At 64.9% G+C, this 16,239-nt stretch carries 15 protein-coding genes; 9 read left to right on the top strand and 6 right to left on the bottom strand.

Annotated elements, in window-relative coordinates; translation table 11 throughout:
* Positions 1–22 precede the first annotated feature (22 nt).
* The 4 genes from folE2 (at position 23) to ACZ9GA_RS15685 (ending at position 3,854) form a co-directional block, all read left to right on the top strand.
* Positions 23–928, top strand: a complete 906-nt coding sequence (gene folE2, locus ACZ9GA_RS15700; protein WP_457361806.1) for a GTP cyclohydrolase FolE2 — start codon at positions 23–25, stop codon at positions 926–928.
* A gap of 401 nt (positions 929–1,329) precedes the next feature.
* A complete protein-coding gene (gene aztA / locus ACZ9GA_RS15695) occupies positions 1,330–2,082 on the top strand; it encodes a zinc ABC transporter ATP-binding protein AztA (protein WP_457361807.1) in 753 nt (250 codons plus the stop codon).
* Positions 2,079–2,948 (top strand): metal ABC transporter permease, encoded by an 870-nt coding sequence (locus tag ACZ9GA_RS15690; RefSeq protein WP_457361808.1) that lies wholly within the window; start codon positions 2,079–2,081, stop codon positions 2,946–2,948. The genes aztA and ACZ9GA_RS15690 overlap by 4 nt, the downstream gene beginning before the upstream one ends.
* A gap of 9 nt (positions 2,949–2,957) precedes the next feature.
* Positions 2,958–3,854 (top strand): metal ABC transporter substrate-binding protein, encoded by an 897-nt coding sequence (locus tag ACZ9GA_RS15685; protein WP_457361809.1) that lies wholly within the window; start codon positions 2,958–2,960, stop codon positions 3,852–3,854.
* Positions 3,855–3,939: 85 nt separating this feature from the next.
* Here ACZ9GA_RS15685 and ACZ9GA_RS15680 read toward each other — a convergent pair whose 3' ends face one another.
* The 4 genes from ACZ9GA_RS15680 to ACZ9GA_RS15665 form a co-directional block, all read right to left on the bottom strand.
* On the bottom strand, positions 3,940–5,202 hold the full coding sequence (locus ACZ9GA_RS15680) for an arsenic transporter (RefSeq protein ID WP_457361810.1): 1,263 nt from the start codon (positions 5,200–5,202) through the stop codon (positions 3,940–3,942).
* The gene (locus ACZ9GA_RS15675; RefSeq protein WP_457361811.1) at positions 5,203–6,429 is read right to left on the bottom strand and encodes an MFS transporter; all 1,227 of its coding nucleotides are present in this window, start codon (positions 6,427–6,429) and stop codon (positions 5,203–5,205) included. It lies immediately after the preceding gene.
* Positions 6,430–6,525: 96 nt separating this feature from the next.
* Complete coding sequence (locus ACZ9GA_RS15670) at positions 6,526–7,101, bottom strand: flavodoxin family protein (protein WP_457361812.1); 576 nt, start codon at positions 7,099–7,101, stop codon at positions 6,526–6,528.
* A 119-nt stretch (positions 7,102–7,220) separates the two neighbouring features.
* Positions 7,221–8,054, bottom strand: a complete 834-nt coding sequence (locus tag ACZ9GA_RS15665) for an NAD-dependent protein deacetylase (RefSeq protein ID WP_457361813.1) — start codon at positions 8,052–8,054, stop codon at positions 7,221–7,223.
* Positions 8,055–8,154: 100 nt separating this feature from the next.
* Here ACZ9GA_RS15665 and ACZ9GA_RS15660 point away from each other — a divergent pair, with 100 nt between their 5' ends.
* Positions 8,155–9,129 (top strand): aldo/keto reductase, encoded by a 975-nt coding sequence (locus ACZ9GA_RS15660; RefSeq protein WP_457361814.1) that lies wholly within the window; start codon positions 8,155–8,157, stop codon positions 9,127–9,129.
* Between the two features lie 104 nt (positions 9,130–9,233).
* On the opposite strand, the gene ACZ9GA_RS15655 is transcribed toward ACZ9GA_RS15660, so the two are convergent.
* Together ACZ9GA_RS15655 and ACZ9GA_RS15650 are read right to left on the bottom strand one after the other, a co-directional pair.
* Positions 9,234–9,461, bottom strand: coding sequence for a hypothetical protein (locus ACZ9GA_RS15655; protein ID WP_457361815.1), 228 nt, complete (start codon positions 9,459–9,461; stop codon positions 9,234–9,236).
* Positions 9,458–11,062: a phytoene desaturase family protein gene (locus tag ACZ9GA_RS15650; RefSeq protein WP_457361816.1), complete on the bottom strand. Its 1,605-nt coding sequence runs from the start codon at positions 11,060–11,062 to the stop codon at positions 9,458–9,460. The genes ACZ9GA_RS15655 and ACZ9GA_RS15650 overlap by 4 nt, the downstream gene beginning before the upstream one ends.
* Before the next feature lie 135 nt (positions 11,063–11,197).
* Between ACZ9GA_RS15650 and ACZ9GA_RS15645 the strand changes: the two genes are divergently transcribed.
* The 4 genes from ACZ9GA_RS15645 (at position 11,198) to ACZ9GA_RS15630 (ending at position 16,136) form a co-directional block, all read left to right on the top strand.
* Positions 11,198–11,614: a winged helix-turn-helix transcriptional regulator gene (locus tag ACZ9GA_RS15645; RefSeq protein ID WP_457361817.1), complete on the top strand. Its 417-nt coding sequence runs from the start codon at positions 11,198–11,200 to the stop codon at positions 11,612–11,614.
* A gap of 145 nt (positions 11,615–11,759) precedes the next feature.
* Positions 11,760–12,119, top strand: a complete 360-nt coding sequence (locus ACZ9GA_RS15640; RefSeq protein ID WP_457361818.1) for a DUF427 domain-containing protein — start codon at positions 11,760–11,762, stop codon at positions 12,117–12,119.
* A 456-nt stretch (positions 12,120–12,575) separates the two neighbouring features.
* Complete coding sequence (locus ACZ9GA_RS15635; RefSeq protein ID WP_457361819.1) at positions 12,576–12,881, top strand: DUF3077 domain-containing protein; 306 nt, start codon at positions 12,576–12,578, stop codon at positions 12,879–12,881.
* Positions 12,882–13,055: 174 nt separating this feature from the next.
* Positions 13,056–16,136, top strand: a complete 3,081-nt coding sequence (locus tag ACZ9GA_RS15630) for an Ig-like domain-containing protein (RefSeq protein ID WP_457361820.1) — start codon at positions 13,056–13,058, stop codon at positions 16,134–16,136.
* The last annotated feature ends 103 nt before the right edge of the window (positions 16,137–16,239 follow it).

The raw sequence follows: 16,239 nt of genomic DNA, 5'->3' as shown, positions 1-16,239 counted from the left end.
GTGCTGCCATGGATACCCCGCGATGCCCCCTGTTGCCCCGCTCCCCGACGTCGCTCTCACCGACACCCCACCCGCGCCCGGCCCGTTGAACTGGGTTGGCATGCAGCACATCGACCTGCCCATCGTGCTTGGCGAACCCGGCTGTCCAGCCAGTACCGCCAGCCAGATCGACATACAAGTCGACTTGCCCGACCCCGCCATCAAAGGCATCCACATGTCGCGCCTGTATCGCCTGCTCGACACACTGGGCACCGACACACCATTGACCCCGCGCAGCCTGGCCAGGCTGCTGGCGCAGATGGTCGAAAGCCATGCCGATTGCCAGTCCCGTCAGGCGCGGGTGCAGCTGCGCTTCCAGTTGCTGTGCCGTCGCCCGGCGTTGGTCACGGCGGGGCTCAGTGGCTGGAAGGCCTACCCGGTCAGGCTGCGGGCGCAGTGGGGCGATGGCGCAATGCAGGTGCAGGCGCGGGTCGAGGTGGGCTACTCGTCGACCTGCCCGTGCTCGGCGGCGCTGTCGCGGCAAGTACTGTCGCAGGCGTTCGAGGCACAGTTTGGCGGGGAGGGTGCGTTGGACCCTGCTGCTGTGGCCGGCTGGTTGCGCGAGCACGGCAGCGTGGCCACGCCCCATAGCCAGCGCAGCGTTGCGCGAATTGATGTGACGCTTGATCCGCAGGGCGACAGCCTGGGTCTGATCGCGCTGATCGATTGCGCCGAGGCGGCGTTGGGCACGCCGTTGCAGACGGCCGTCAAGCGCGCTGACGAGCAGGCGTTTGCTCGGCTCAATGGTGAGCATCTCATGTACGTGGAGGATGCGGCGCGCAAGCTGGGGCGTGGTTTGCAGGGGCGGTATGAGGGGGTGGGGGTTTTTGTGAGTCATGGTGAGAGTCTGCACCCGCATGATGCGGTGGCATGGGTTAGGAGGGGGTGATGGGGCTGATGTTGTTCTGGTGTTCATGAGATCGCGCGGGCGGCGCTCGATCTCAAGAACACTAAAAGAACATCGACATGCACCTATACGCTACACCGCAAATCCCGTAGCCGCTGCCGCCAGGCTGCGCTGGCCGGTGTGAACCCTGAAAATCTTCAGCGAGGCACAGGGCCAGCGCAGCCTGGCGGCAGCGGCTACGCGGCGGCCAGGAAATGTCACTGGACAGAAGATATTTGTGTGATGTTATAGTGTAACAAATCTTGTCGAGTAACCTCCGTGCCCCCCCAACGCCCGTCACCCACCCCGTCCATGCTCGCCCGCTCCGCCCCCCAACGCGTAGCCATGGCCCTGGCCCTGCTTACCATCCTCTGGCTCGCCGTCGCCTGGGCAGTAGCCATCCCATGAGCGCCGCCATCACCCTCCAAGACCTCACCGTCACCTACGAACGCCGCGCCGCCGTGCACCACGTCAGCGGTCGTTTCGCCCGTGGCAGCCTGACCGCCATCGTCGGCCCCAACGGTGCCGGCAAATCCACCCTGATCAAGGCCATCGTCGGCGTCATGAAACCCGCCGCCGGCCACGTGCATCTGGATGGCCTCAACACCCGCGTCATCGGCTACCTGCCCCAGGCCGCCGAGATCGACCGCAGCTTCCCCTTGAGCGTCGCCGACACCGTGGCCATGGGCGCCTGGCGGCACATCGGCGCCTGGCGTGCGTTGACCGGCGAGCAGGCCCAGCGCACTCGCCAGGCGCTGGTTGCAGTGGGGCTGGAAGGTTTCGAGGGGCGTAGCGTCGGCTCGCTGTCGTCAGGCCAGTTCCAGCGCGTGCTGTTCGCTCGGCTGCTGGTGCAGGACGCGCAACTGATCGTGCTCGACGAGCCGTTCACCGCCATCGACGCGCGCACCACCCAGGACCTGCTGCGCCTGGTACGAACCTGGCACGGCGAAGGCCGCACGGTGATTGCCGTGCTGCACGACCTGGAGCAGGTGCGCGAACACTTCCCCGACACCCTGCTGCTGGCCCGCGAATCCATCGCCTGGGGCGCCACCGCGCAGGTGCTGTGCAGCGCCAACCTGCGCCAGGCGCGCAACATGGCCGAGTTCTGGAGCGCCGATGCCGAACTGTGCCAGGCCAACGGGGAGGGGCGCCCATGATGCTCTACACCAACCTGGTGCAACCCTTCGTCGAGTTCGGCTTCATGCGCCGCGCCCTGGTGGCGTGCCTGGCATTGGGGATCGGTTCCGGCCCCGTGGGCGTGCTGTTGATGCTGCGGCGCATGAGCCTGGTGGGCGACGCCATGAGCCACGCGGTCCTGCCGGGCGCGGCATTGGGCTTTCTGGTGGCCGGGCTGTCGTTGCCGGCCATGGGCCTGGGCGGGCTGATCGCCGGCCTCACCGTGGCGCTGCTGGCCGGCCTGGTCAGCCGCTTCACCGCGCTGAAGGAAGACGCCAGCTTCGCCAGCTTCTACCTGACCTCGCTGGCCGCCGGGGTGATGATCGTCTCGCTGCACGGCTCCAACATCGACCTGCTGCACGTGCTGTTCGGCACCATCCTGGCCATCGACGACCAGGCCATCTACCTGGTGGCCGCCATCGCCTCGTTCACCCTGGTGCTGCTGGCGCTGATCTTCCGGCCGCTGGTGCTGGAGTGCTTCGACCCTGGCTTCCTGCGCGCCGTGGGCGGGCGTGGCTCGCTGTACCACGTGCTGTTTTTGCTGCTGGTGGTGCTCAACCTGGTGTCCGGGTTCCAGGCCCTTGGCACGCTGATGGCGGTGGGCATGATGATGCTGCCGGCCACCGCCGCGCGCTTCTGGGCCACCTCGCTGAGCGCGCTGATGCTGATTTCCACATTGCTGGCGACCCTGTCGGGGCTGATTGGACTGATCGTCTCGTATCACCTGGGCGTGGCCTCCGGGCCTGCCATCGTGCTGACCGCCAGTGCGTTCTACGGCGTGTCGCTGCTGTTTGGCCGCAGCGGCATGCTGCGCCGCTTTTTCCCGCAACCTCACCTGTCGAACTGAAGGATCACCATGAAACGCAACTCCCTGGCGGCCGCCGCTGCCGTGCTGTCCCTGTCCGCCTTCAGCGCCCAGGCCTTGGCCAAGCCACTGGAGGCCGTGGCTTCGTTCACCGTGATCGCCGACATGGTGCAGACCGTGGGCGGCAACCACGTGCACGTGACCTCGCTGATCGGCCCAAACGGCGACCCCCATGTGTACGAACCGACCCCGGCCGATGCCCAGGCCCTGCGCCACGCCGACATCACTTTCGTCAGTGGCCTGCACCTGGAAGGCTGGATGGACCGGCTGATCACGGCCTCCGGCTACCAGGGCACGCCGGTGGTGCTGTCCACGGGCATCAAGACCCGCAGCATGGAAGAGGACGGCCAGCAGATCACCGACCCGCACGCCTGGAACAGCGCGGCCAATGGCGTGGTGTATGTGCGTAACATCGTCGATGCGCTGAAAAAAGCCGATCCGGCCGACGCCGCCGACTTTCAGGCCAATGGCGACCGTTACATTGACCAGTTGCAGGCGCTGGACCGCTACGCGCGCAGCGAGATCCACAGCATCCCCGAAGCCCAGCGCAAGGTGCTGACCTCCCACGATGCCTTTGGTTATTTTGGTGATGCCTATGGCGTGACGTTCTTGTCGCCGCTGGGCTTTTCCACTGAAAACGAAGCCTCGGCGGCCGATGTGTCGAAGCTGATTCGGCAGATCAAGCAGGAGCACGTCAGTGCGTATTTCTTCGAGAACTCGGGCGACCCGCGGTTGGTGAAGCAGATCGCCGGGGCTACCGGTGCGCAGCCGGGTGGGGAGTTGTATGTGGAGGCCCTGAGCCCGGCGGATGGTCCGGCTTCCACGTACGCGAAGATGTTCCATTACAACGTCGACAAGCTGGTGGCGGCGATGAAAGCCGGTCATTGACCGGGGACCGCGTCGCCTGCATCGCGGCCAAGGCCGGCTCCTACGCCGTCCGTGGTTGGCCGCGATGCGGGCGACGCGATTTTGGTTACAGGTTGACCGCCGTCAACAACGCCAGCGCCGCCAACAGCGCTGGCGTCATCACCAGCGCCCCCAGCTTCAGAAAGCCCAACGCACTGACATGCCCCCCCTCGCGCCGCACCGCAATCAACCACAACAACGTCGCCAGCGACCCGGTCACCGACAGATTCGGCCCCAGGTCCACACCAATCAACAACGCCGCCGTAGTCTGCGTCGGCAGCGGCGCGATCTGGTTCATGGACCCGGCAATCAGCCCCGCCGGCAGGTTGTTGATCAGGTTGCTGGCCACCCCGATCACCAGCCCGCCCAGCCAACTGGCCTGCGCCGGCGACTGCGCGGCCAGGTCCGCCAGCCCATGGGCCAGGCGCGTGGTCAGCCCGGTCTGGGTCAGCCCGGCCACCAGCACGAACAATCCCGCCACCAGCGGCAACACCCCCCACGCCACATGGCGCAGCACCGGCAGCGGGCTGGCGCGCTCAAGCAGGTGCACGCCAATCACCGTCGCCAGCCCCGCGCAAAAGGTCGGCAGCCCTAACTGCACATCCAGCGCCGAGGCCAGCAGCAACACCACGGCGGTCAAACCAATGCCCCAGGCGGTCAGGCGCGCGCTGGTGGGCAGCGGCTGTGTGTTGAAGTCACGACTCAAGGGCTGGCGCAGCGCCTCGCGCTGGGTAAAGCGCAGCACGGCATACGTCACCCCAATCGCCGCTAGCGACGGCAGGGTGAAGTGCTTGAGCCAGGTCAGCAACGGCGGCATATGGCTGCCGAACACCACCAGGTTGGCCGGGTTGGAAATCGGCAACACAAAGCTGGCCGCATTGGCGATGAACGCGCAGACGAACACATAGGGCAGCGGCTCGGCCCGCGCCGCACGGGCGGCTGCGTACACCGCAGGGGTCAGCACCACGGCGGTGGCGTCGTTGGACAGCAGGATCGTCACCAGCGTGCCGACCAAAAACACCAGGTCGAAGAGCCGCTGCCCCGAGCCATTGGCATGCCCGGCCGCGACCATCGCCAGCCAGTCGAACAGGCCTTTCTGCCGCGCCAGTTCGGCCAGCACCATCATGCCCACCAAAAACAGGTACACATCGCCGCCCTGGGCCACGGCCGCCAGCGCGGCAGGCCAGGGCACCAGGCCGGTGACGGTCAACAGTACGGCGGCGCCAGCGGCCCAGGCGTACTCGGGCGAGCGCCAGGGGCGCAGCAGGATACCGAGGGTGGCAAGCAGGGCGATGCCCCAGATCACAAGTTGGCTGGCGGTGAACGGCATTCAGTCGGCTCGGGCAAGGGAGGGGGGCAGGGTTTCCGGCATTTTCAACCACAGCAGCAACACGGCAACCACCGCCACGCCGGCCAGGGTCAGGAACCCCGCAGTGTAGCCTGCCGCCTGCACCACTGTCCCGGCCAGGCTGCCACTGAGCGCCGCGCCCAGGCCGAAGGCCGTGGTCACTGCGCCCAGGCTGACATTGAAGTGGCCGCTGCCCTGGGTCAGGTCCTTGACCATCAGTGGCAGCAGCGCGCCAAACAGCCCGGCGCCAATGCCGTCGAGCATCTGGATCGCCACCAGCCAGTACGGGTCATCCGACAGCGTGTACAGCACCCCGCGCAGCGGCAGTATCAGGAACCCGGCCAGCAGCAGCGGCTTGCGCCCCCAACGGTCGGCGCGGGCGCCCACCAGCCAGGCCATGGGCACCATCACCAGCTGCGCGGCGATGATGCACGCCGAGGTCAGCGGCGTGGCCAGGGTCAGGTCCTGCAGCGACAGCTTCTGGCTGACCAGGGGCAGCATCGCCGCGTTGGCCAGGTGGAACAGCGCGCAGCACAGCGCCAGCAGCAACAGCGGCCGGTTGCCGGTCAGCACGCTGATGGCGGACGGTGGCGCGGCGTGGTGCGCCTTGTCCTGGCCAAGGCCGCGGGCCAGTTGGTGGTCGATCGCCCGTGGGTCCACCCGCCACACGGCCACCACGCTGGCCAGGGCCATGACCGCCATCAGGTAGAACACCGCCGTTGGCCCCAGCCAGAACGCCAGGCCGCCGGCCAGCAAGGCGGCCACGGCATTGCCGGCGTGGTTGAAACTCTCGTTGCGCCCGGTGCGGCGGGTAAAGGCGCGGTTGCCGGTGATGCCCAGGGAGATGGCGGCGATGGCCGGGGCGAACACCGATGAAGCCACGGCGCTGAGCGACTGAGTCATGGCCACCCAGGTAAACGACGATGTCCACGGCAGCACCAGGCAACTGCCGGTGACCAGCAACGCGGCCAGTGCAACCACCGCCCGCTTGCCATGGGTGCTGTCGATCAGCGCGCCGGCCGGGGTCTGTGCCACGAGCGCCGCCAGGCCGGCCAGGGTCATCACCCAGCCGATCTGCGCGGGCGTCCACTGGTGCACCGCCAGCAGGTAGATCGACAAGTAAGGCCCCAGGCCATCGCGTACGTCAGCCAGGAAGAAGTTCAGCGCATCCAGCGCGACACCGTTACGACGGGAAGAATGGCTGTCCAAGGTCTGCTCGCTGGCAGGGCCTCAACGGGATGTGGAGGGCGTCATGATCAAGACCTGCGCGGTGGCCGAGAAGTTTCAGCCACCGTGCGATGCCGCTCAGTCCTTCAGGCGCGCAGTGTACTCGGCCACGCGCTTGCCCAGCAGCTTGGCGGTTTCCAGGTCGCCCTTGCGCGGGGCTTCGTCGGGCGATGCGTCGGAAGGCGACACCGCCAGCGCCCCGGCAAACCCTGCGGTCCAGTTGATATCGTCGGGGCCATGGGCCTTGGTGTTGGCCGGCATCAGGCCGGTGCCGATCCACACCTGGCCGTGCTGTTGCGACAGGGTCCAGAAGTACGTGATGGTGGAGAACTTGTCGCCGTTCACCGACGCCGAATTGGTAAAACCGGCGGCCACCTTGTTTTTCCACGCCTGGCTGAACCAGGGTTTGGACGAGGTGTCGGCGAACTTCTTGAACTGCCACGCCGGGCCGCCCATGTAGGTGGGGCTGCCGTAGATGATGGCGTCGGCGGCGCTGATGGCTTCCCAGGCGGCGTCGCTGAGGTCGCCGTTGGCGTCGATCTGATAGAGCGTGGCCTGCGCGCCGGGCGCTGCGGCTGCGCCGGCATGCACCGCCTCGGCCTGTTTGGCGGTATGGCCGTAGCCGCTGAAGAAAACAATGGCGATCGAGGTCATGGGGGCTGCTCCGCTGATCAAAGGAGTAAGACACTGTAGCAGCGGCCGTCAGGTCGCGTCACAGGCGCCGCGTTATGTCTGGCATACCGCGTTGTACCTGACGCAGCCTTCGGCAGCTGCTACAGGGCGCGCAGCCTGGCGGCAGCGGCTACACGCGGCAGGCATTCGTCGCAGGGCAGGGCCAGCTTGAAGCTCAGCAGGTCATCGCCCCGGGTCTTGCCCAGGTTGATCGCCACCACCGGTTGCCCGCGTTCGGCCACCGCGCGGCACAGGCGGAACGCCGAGTAGGCCATCAGCGACGAGCCCACCACCAGCAACCCTTGCGCCTGATTGGCCAGGCTCATCGCCCGTTCGGCCGTGGGCGCCGCCACGTTTTCGCCAAAAAACACCACGTCCGGCTTCAACCGCTGCCCGTGACAATGCGGGCACACCGGCACCTTGAAGCGCGCTTCGAAATGCGGGTCCAGCAACGTATCACCATCCGGCGCCTGGGTGGCATCCACACCGGCCAGATAAGGGTTCTGCGCCACCATCACCGCCTGCACCTCATCACGCGCCAGCCGCTGCCCGCAGTCCAGGCACAGCACCCGGTGCAGGTTGCCGTGCAACTCCACCACGCCGGTGCTGCCGGCCTGATCGTGCAAGCCGTCGACGTTCTGGGTGATCAGCCCGTCAATACACCCGCGCGCCTGCAAATCCGCCACTGCCTGATGCGCGACATTGGCCTGCGCCTGGCGCACCTTCGGCCAACCGAGCATGGCGCGCGCCCAGTAGCGTTGGCGCAAGGCGGCACCGCTGAGGAATTCCTGATACATCATCGGCGCCCGTCCCCGGCGCACACCCTCGCTGTCGCGGTAGTCGGGGATGCCCGACGGCGTGCTGATGCCGGCGCCGGTCAGCACCACGAACCGGCGTTCGGCCATCAGCGTGATCAGGCGTTCGAGGTCACTCATGGGCAGGCTCCGCAAAAGCCCAGCATAGCCGAGGCCATCTAGTCGCATGATCATAACGGCTTTATCGTGGTGGCCCTCTCACCTTCAAAGGATGACCGGCATGAGCCGACACGACCCCATCGCCACCACCACCCTGGGCCAGCACGGCCCGCGCGTGGGCGTGCAAGGGCTGGGCTGCATGGGCATGAGCGAGTTCTATGGCGTCAGCGACCGCGGCGAATCCCTGGCTACGCTTGAGCAGGCCCTGGACCGTGGCGCCACCCTGATCGACACCGCCGACATGTATGGCAGCGGCGACAACGAGCGCTTGATTGGCGAGGTGATTCGCAAGCGCCGCGAGGAGGTGGTGATTGCCAGCAAAGTCGGTTTTGTGCGCGCAGCGGATGGCCAGTCGTTTACCCTCGACAACCGCCCCGAGTACATTCGCCGCGCCGTGGAGGAGTCGTTGCGGCGCCTGGGCGTGGACGAGCTGGACGTGTATTACCTGCACCGCCGTGTGCAAGAGGTGCCCTTGGCTGATTCCATCGGCGCCATGGCCGAGCTGGTGAAGGCGGGCAAAGTGCGTTACTTGGGCCTGAGCGAAGTCACGGCGGATGAATTGCAGCAGGCGCACCGCATCCACCCCATCAGTGCCGTGCAGAGCGAATGGTCGTTGTTTGCCCGCGATGTGGAAGCGCAGGTGGTGCCAATGGCGGCACAGCTGGGTGTAGCCTTGGTGCCCTATTCGCCGTTGGGCCGGGGCCTGCTGACGGGGGCTGGGCTGTCGGGTGCCGAGGGTGATTTGCGTGGGTTTCTGCCGCAGTTCAGTGGGGCGGCGGGGGAGCACAATCGCCAGTTGGTGACCCAGGTGACGGCCTTGGCGCAGCAATTGGGCGTAACGGCGGCGCAGGTGGCGTTGGCCTGGGTGCACCAGCGGGCGCAGGTGCATGGGTTGACGGTGGTGCCGATCCCGGGCACGCGGCGCCGGGGGCAGTTGGAGGAGAATCTGCACGCGGCGACGCTGAAGCTGGAGGCTGATGCGTTGGCTGGCCTGGATGCCCTGGCGGCACAGGTGCAGGGCTCGCGTTTGGTGTAACACCCGTAGCCGCTGCCGTCAGGCTGCGCTGGCTATCAGCCTCACTGCAAATGTCCGGTGTTGATGCGGGCCAGCGCAGCCTGGCGGCAGCGGCTACGAGGGCTTCAGCGGCGTGGTTTTTTTACCGTGGGGCGGAACAGCAGGCTCACCAAAAACACCACCGTCCTGAAGTCCAGCAGCTTGAGGGCCGCGCGCGCTTCCTCCGGGCGCACCTTGGCAATCATCGGCATCGCCCCGAAAATCTTCCCCTTGAGCACCAGCTCATCACCGCTGCGCTCAATCGCACTCACAGCCATCAGTTCACTGTTGTCGCTGCCAAAAATCTTCATCATCCGTTCCTCGTCACGCGTTCAAAATCCATCCCCAGGTCATCGAACATCTTGATGGCCGTGCCACGCCCCGCACCAAACACGCCGCCACCGGGGTGCATGAACGGCCCCACCAGGTACAGGTTGTCCAGCCCCGGCACGCTCAGGCGGCCCAGGTCGGGGGTAGGGCGGTGGGCGAAGTTCTGATAGAAGTAGGGCGCCACGCCGTGCACATCGCCCTTGACCATGGAGTTGGGCGAGCTGCGCTCAAGGTCCAGCGGCGAGCACAGGGTGCGGGCAATGATGTTGTCCGGGGTCAGGTTTTTCACGAACTTGCGGTAGGCCTGCAGGCTCAGGTCGCCGAACTCCTCCTTGTATTCATCCCAGCGCGCACCGCCGCCTTCGGCCAGGTTATAGGGGGCGAAGGTCATGCCATGGAACATGCCCTTGCCAGCCGGCACGCGGGTGGGGTCATTGATGCTTTCATCACCGCCCGCCACCAGCCTGCGCCTGGACACGCGGCCACGGCGCAGCTCGTCGAAGTCGTCGAGCATGTCACCCAGGCGGTCGCTGCTCATCATGGTCAGCATGGTCGCGCGGCCCACCTCGGGGCCGGCGTAGAACTCGGCCTTGTTGTGCAAATCGTAGTGGCTGACAAACAGGCTGAACGGCGCCAGGCTGGCACGCTCGGCGCGTTGCACCACGCCGGCGTCCAGGCCTTCGACAAAGCGGCTGATCACGTGCGGGTGCAGCGCGCCAATCACCGCATCGCGGGCCAGAATGCGCTCGCCGTCGCTCAGTTCCACGCCCGCCGCGCGGCCGTCGCTGACGATCACCTTGCGCACCTCACTGTTGACGCGGATCTCGCCGCCGTAATGCTCGATGCAGCGCGCCAGCGACTCCGACAGCTTGCCGCTGCCGCCCACCGGCTGCGACACGCCGTGGCTGTGCATGATGCCGACAAAGGCGTACACGCCCATGCCGGTGCCCAGTTCGTCGGGCATCTGCAGGTTCTCGGCGATCACCCGCAACAGGTGGATCTTGACCTTATCGTGCTCGAACAAATGGTCGATGATGTCCAGCGTGCTGCGCTGCATGGCGTCGAACAGCTCGCGGCCTTCCAGGCTCTGGTCCAGCATGGCCACCATGGCGCCCATGGGCAGGGGCGGCGAGTAGAAGCCGGAGAGGAACATCGGCAGCAGGCCCATGGCCTTGGTTGCCAGGCGCCGGTAGGTCTCGGCGTCGCGCGGCGACACGCTGGCGATTGACTCGCAGGCCTTGTCCAGGTCGCGGTAAGTGATCAGCGCACTGCCGTCTTCGAAGACCGTGGCGTGGGGGATGTCGGAGTAGTTGTACTTGAGGCCAAAATGCTTGAACAGGCCCAGCTCATCCTGGGTGATCATGGGGTTGCCCTGGATCATGATGTGCACGCTGGAGTGCTCGTCGTGCCAGAAACCGGGCGTGTTAAGCTGGCGCGTCGTCACGCCGCCGCCCACGTAGCCCTTGCGCTCCAGCACCAGGACTTTCTTGCCGGCCTTGGCCAGGTAGGCCGCGGCCACCAGGCCATTGTGCCCGCCGCCGATGGCGACGACATCGTAGTGATTCATGGGGACCTTCCGCGTCATTGTTGTTCTTGTCAGTCAGCTCGAATGGCTGTCGGGGCGATGATAGGAGCAGGTGCGCTGCGCGCGGAAGATCGCACTTTTATGTGGGTCGGTTACCTGCAGGTGCGTACCCCCGCCCATAACAAGGAACACAGCGTGAACGACGATGCACAACGCCAGGCCCTGGACCAACTGCGCACCCGCGTACAACACAACGGCAACGACCCCCAGGGGCCGATTCGCGAAACCCTGGCACGGCTGGGCGACCGCTGGAGCCCGTTGTTGTTGCTGATACTGCGGCACGGCATGCTGCGCTTTACCGAGTTGCAGCGCGAGGTGAATGCCATGGCAGACAGTGAGTTGTCGCAGCGTATCCTCACGTTGAAACTGCGGGCGTTTGAGCGCGATGGGATGGTGCAGCGCACGGTGATTGCGACCATACCGCCGCAGGTGGAGTACCGGTTGACGCCGTTGGGGATGGAGTTGGTGGGCAGGCTTGAGGGGTTGGTGGGGTGGCTGGAGCAGCAGGCGCCGGTGATCGAGGCGGCGCGGGTGGCGTACGACACGCCCTGAGCGCAGCACCACAATCCCGTAGCCGCTGCCGCCAGGCTGCGCTGGCCCTGTGCCTCACTGGAAATTTCGAGCGTACACGCAGGCCAGCGCAGCCTGCGGCAGCGGCTACGCTTGTTTCTGGACTCCCGCGCGTCGAGGCGCCGCCATGAAACAGCCATCTGCCGACCACCCCATCAGCGTCAGCCCGCTTGCCGGCGGGCTGCTGGTGCAATTCCACGGCGTCACCATCGCCCGCACCCAGCACGCCCTGGCGCTCAAGGAAGCGCATTACTCTGAGGTGTATTACATACCGCGTACAGATATCGTCCAGGCCCATTTCCGCCGCATGGCCCATTCCAGTTACTGCCCTTACAAGGGCCAGGCCAGCTATTTCAGCCTGGTGGCGGGCGAGCAGGTCAGTGAAAACGCGGTGTGGAGCTATGAAAAACCCTACCCGGCGGTGGCCGGTATTGAAGGCCATGTAGCCTTCTACCCTGACCGGGTGACGTTCACCACAACCCCGTAGCCGCTGCCGCCAGGCTGCGCTGGCCCTGTGCCTCGCTGGAAATGTTGAGGGTTCACACCGGCCAGCGCAGCCTTCGGCAGCGGCTACGAGGGTGCGTTAACGTCAAACCCGCCAACATTTGCCTTCTATGCCATGGGCTTTTGTAGGACGCTTCTGAAATAATGCCCCCCGGTGTTTCCGCGCTTGTTCGGTTTCCATGGCTGGTATTACCCTCCGTTCGCCGCTGTCATTGCAGCGGTCGGGTTTTAGCAGACTCGATGGATTCATCGAACAGGCGCCGGTTCACGGTCAGCGGATGCACTAGGTGCGTCTGATGGCTGGCTCAATGGCGGCTCTACGTGGGGCATCCTCGGATGCGCCGGGTTCCTGATTCCTCGGTCTGCTAACCCGCGTATAGCTGCCACCCATCATCCGTTTAGCAGCGGTTGGCGGGGGCCAATTGAACAGGAATAGATGATGAACACATTGATACCCGATTCTCCGCAAGACGACGTTACCGATCACCTACGCACCCAACACAGCCACCCCTTCGGCATCCGCGACGCCGACGACCACCCCCTGTTCTGCATCACCGAAGGCATCCGCGCCGATGACGCCCTGGCCCACGCCTCATTGCTGCTCAAGGGCGCCTACGAAACCACCTACGAACTGACTGACATCGGCCTGGGCCACTCCGGCCTGCTGTGGTCGGTATTGCACCTGGTGGAAAGCGCCAAGGCCCTGGTGGACGCGGTAGCCGCCACCCCGCAACCGGCGCCGTAGCACGGTGGCGTCTGCATCGCGGCCAAGGCCGGCTCCTACCACGGGCGGTGTAGGAGCCGACTTTAGTCGCGATGCAGGCAATGCTACAGGTAGGGGTACCTGTCAGTTCTAACAGGTTACAGCCCTTGCTCACCGGCCTAACCTCGGGCTTTTCCACCTCTGGAATCGCCCACCATGACCACGCTCACCCAGGCCGTGCGCCGCCTCATCCTCACCCAGGAGCACACCACGCACCTGAGCCGCCACGGCGGCATCCCTGCCACCTTGCCGGCGCCGGTGATCCCGCAACTGGCCGTGCACGACGGCCTTAACTGGAACGATCTGCGCGACCCGCAAATACCGGTGGTGGTGCAGGTGGTGTTGCAGCCGGATATGTACCCGGGCGACACCCTCAATCTGTTCTGGAATGACACGGTGGTGGGCTCGCAACCTATCAGCGCGGATGATATCGACGTGGGGCAAACGGTGTTCAAGGTCATGCCCCGGGAGATCCCCACCGGTGGGTTGGCGCACGTGCATTATCACCATATCGGTTTGCTCGGCGCGGACGAGCGGTCCTCCTTCGAGGTGCCTCCGTTTCTGGTCAAGATCACTGTGCCGGGTAACCCTGATCCAGACCCGTCCACGCCTTACGTCAACGAGAACCTGCCGGCACCGACCGGCATCCCCAGCATGATCGATGCCAGCAATGCGCGGGACATTAGCGTGGGTATCGCCCGTTACCCCAATATCGCTGAGCATGACGTGATTACACTGTATTGGAGCAGTGTGCCGGTGCCTCACGTAGTCACGGCGGCTGAAGCCAATACACCAGGCATGGCGCTGAACATCACGGTCACCGCCGACGTCATCTCGCGCAACCCCGGCCTTGGCCTGACCGTCACCTACGATATCCGCGACACGGTGAAAAATTGGTCGCTGTTCAGTTTGTCCGCCCACACTGACGTCGAAGCACCGGGCTCGTTGCACGCGCCTAGCGTGCGGGAAGCGGATGATTTTGATGTGCTGGATGTGGATGCGCTGGACGGCGCCGACGTGTCCATCTGGGTGCCGGTCAATGGCAACCTCGTCGTGGGTGACCAGGGCGTGCTCACCTGGACGGGCCAGCCGGTGCTGGGGCCGCGAGTGACCTTCACGTTGCCGTTCGAGATTCTCCAGGCAGCCACGCGGCTGACGCTTTACGTGCCCAATGCCCAGGCCGCGGCGTTGGTGGGCAGCACCGCATCGGTGTACTACGACGTCAACGGCCGCCGCTCGGCCCGTGCCACGGTCAGCGTTGTCGGCCAACCGGCCACATTGGCGGCGCCCCGTCTGACCGGTGTGGATGGGCCGCAGTACAACCCTGACGCCATTGTGGGCGCTACCCAGGAAGTGATCGTGCCGGCCTATGCGTTCATGGCGGTGGGACAGACTGTGAAATTGGTGTGGGATGGCGTAACCGCCACGGGCGGCAGTATCTACGAGATGTTTACGCGCTCTATTCAGGCGCCGTCCCAGGTGGGCGTGCCCATCAGTTTCCAAGTGCCGAAAAACCTGGCCACTGCTTTGGCCGGTGGTTCGCTGAACGTCAGCTACAAGATTGCGGCGGATGGACAGGAATACGCCTCGCCCCAGTTGTCGCTCAGCGTCACGGGGCAGGTCAATACCTTGCCGGCGCCCGAGACACTGCCGGTATTTGCCAATGGCCAGGTCGATCCTGATCAACTGGGCTCGACCCTGCAGGTAGTGGTCAAGGCCAACGGGTTGTTGCAGCCAGGTGATCAGGTGACGGTGCATTGGCACGGGCGGCCGGACGCCAGTACCAATCCGGTGTCGTCGTTCCCCAGCAGCGGTGATTTGGCGGTGACCATCGCCAAGGATCCATTCGTGCTCGGCAACACCCATTTTGGCGTGGACGTGTGGTACGACGTGCGCCGCAATGGGGCTATTTTTGGCAGTTCGCGGGTGTTGGCGTTGAGCATTGGCGAGGCGGGGCAACTGCCGTGGCCGCAAGCTTATGTAAGTGACGCGACGGGGAGTCTGGCCAACCCGTGGAGCCCGATCAAACCCGGTACGGTGCGCGAGGAAAACACCGCAACGGTGGAGATCAGCGATGTACGCCTGCAGGTGCAGGACTCGGTAGTGGTGGTGTGGAAGCGCAGTGATGGGACCACTACTAACATCCCGGCCAGCGTGACCATCAGCCACGCCCGGGCCATCGTGCCGCGTGCGTTGCTGGCCCTCAGCCTTAACCAGCAGGTAGAGCTGGGTTATGTGGTATCCCGTGGAGGTGCGGTGATTGGCGCTGGACAGGCACTGATATTGCCATTGCAGGCGTTGCCGGCTACTGCGTTGTCGTTGCTGGTGATTCAGGAGGCTACCAACAGTGGTGCGGGCACTGATGCCATGGTTTCCGCCATGGCGGCGGCGACTGTTCGAATTGGCGTGTGGCCGTTTATCGACGTGACTCACAAGGTCTGGCTGCAAATATCAGGTACTTACGCCGACGGCAGCCCCTATTTCAGAGATCACTGGCCCAACGGCGGCTCCGCTAATCAGGGCTGGATAGATCAGGGCAGCTACACCACAGAGTTGCCGATCGCCGACATCAAGCGGCTGAAGGATGGCACTGCCTTGACCCTGACGTTCAAGGCCAACCTGCACGGTGAACGCGACGAGGCGAAGGCAATCACATTTGCAACGCGTAGCTACACAGTCAAACCGTTGGTAGATACCTCGACTTTGGTTCTGAGTGGCTTGGCGGTACGGGCACAGGAGAACTGGCCGCGTACGGGGGAGGACTTTATCGGAAATTGGAACTTGCGCACCGGTAAGAACGGGACGGCGCCCTATACCTATGCCAGCAGTAATGCGGCGGTGGCCAGTGTCAGTGTCGAGGGCAAAGTGGTGGGGCTCAAGAATGGGACGGCGGTGATTACGGTGACGGATCGGGTGGGGGTTTCGGCGCAGTATTCGGTGGTGGTGAATAATGTTTGGACGTTTTTGGTGCATATGGATCCATTGGATCAGCCAGGATCAGTCGCTTGGATGCTATCTCACGGTGGGACGAGGGTGATCAACCAAGAGTTGGAAGTGCTTTATCGCTACTACCAGCGCCCACTCCCAGGGATTGGGACAGTCCGGGCCTGGATTGGGCATACGCCGGGTGGGTGTGGATCACCTCTCTCCACAGTCGTCGTCTACGAGAACGGGTACATAGGCACTTGTCATTCCAACGGGTCGCAGCTTGCTGCTGTCTGTATACGGGCTACCTGATAGGGGACCCTTGTGCTGGTCATTCCACGTCGGTGCTCTAGGCTGTTGAGAAAGCGGTGTAACCCATTGCCCGGTTCGGAAAGCCCAGTTGCCAGTATTCAAT

The organism is Pseudomonas sp. TE3644 (assembly GCF_056278815.1).
This window is presented reverse-complemented; position numbering and strand designations above follow the sequence as displayed.

Coding starts and splice junctions, on each gene's coding strand:
- folE2 (WP_457361806.1), top strand. CDS start 23: ATGCCCCCTGTTGCCCCGCTCCCCGACGTCGCTCTCACCGACACCCCA.
- aztA (WP_457361807.1), top strand. CDS start 1,330: ATGAGCGCCGCCATCACCCTCCAAGACCTCACCGTCACCTACGAACGC.
- ACZ9GA_RS15690 (WP_457361808.1), top strand. CDS start 2,079: ATGATGCTCTACACCAACCTGGTGCAACCCTTCGTCGAGTTCGGCTTC.
- ACZ9GA_RS15685 (WP_457361809.1), top strand. CDS start 2,958: ATGAAACGCAACTCCCTGGCGGCCGCCGCTGCCGTGCTGTCCCTGTCC.
- ACZ9GA_RS15680 (WP_457361810.1), bottom strand. CDS start 5,202: ATGCCGTTCACCGCCAGCCAACTTGTGATCTGGGGCATCGCCCTGCTT.
- ACZ9GA_RS15670 (WP_457361812.1), bottom strand. CDS start 7,101: ATGACCTCGATCGCCATTGTTTTCTTCAGCGGCTACGGCCATACCGCC.
- ACZ9GA_RS15665 (WP_457361813.1), bottom strand. CDS start 8,054: ATGAGTGACCTCGAACGCCTGATCACGCTGATGGCCGAACGCCGGTTC.
- ACZ9GA_RS15660 (WP_457361814.1), top strand. CDS start 8,155: ATGAGCCGACACGACCCCATCGCCACCACCACCCTGGGCCAGCACGGC.
- ACZ9GA_RS15655 (WP_457361815.1), bottom strand. CDS start 9,461: ATGATGAAGATTTTTGGCAGCGACAACAGTGAACTGATGGCTGTGAGT.
- ACZ9GA_RS15650 (WP_457361816.1), bottom strand. CDS start 11,062: ATGACGCGGAAGGTCCCCATGAATCACTACGATGTCGTCGCCATCGGC.
- ACZ9GA_RS15640 (WP_457361818.1), top strand. CDS start 11,760: ATGAAACAGCCATCTGCCGACCACCCCATCAGCGTCAGCCCGCTTGCC.
- ACZ9GA_RS15635 (WP_457361819.1), top strand. CDS start 12,576: ATGAACACATTGATACCCGATTCTCCGCAAGACGACGTTACCGATCAC.
- ACZ9GA_RS15630 (WP_457361820.1), top strand. CDS start 13,056: ATGACCACGCTCACCCAGGCCGTGCGCCGCCTCATCCTCACCCAGGAG.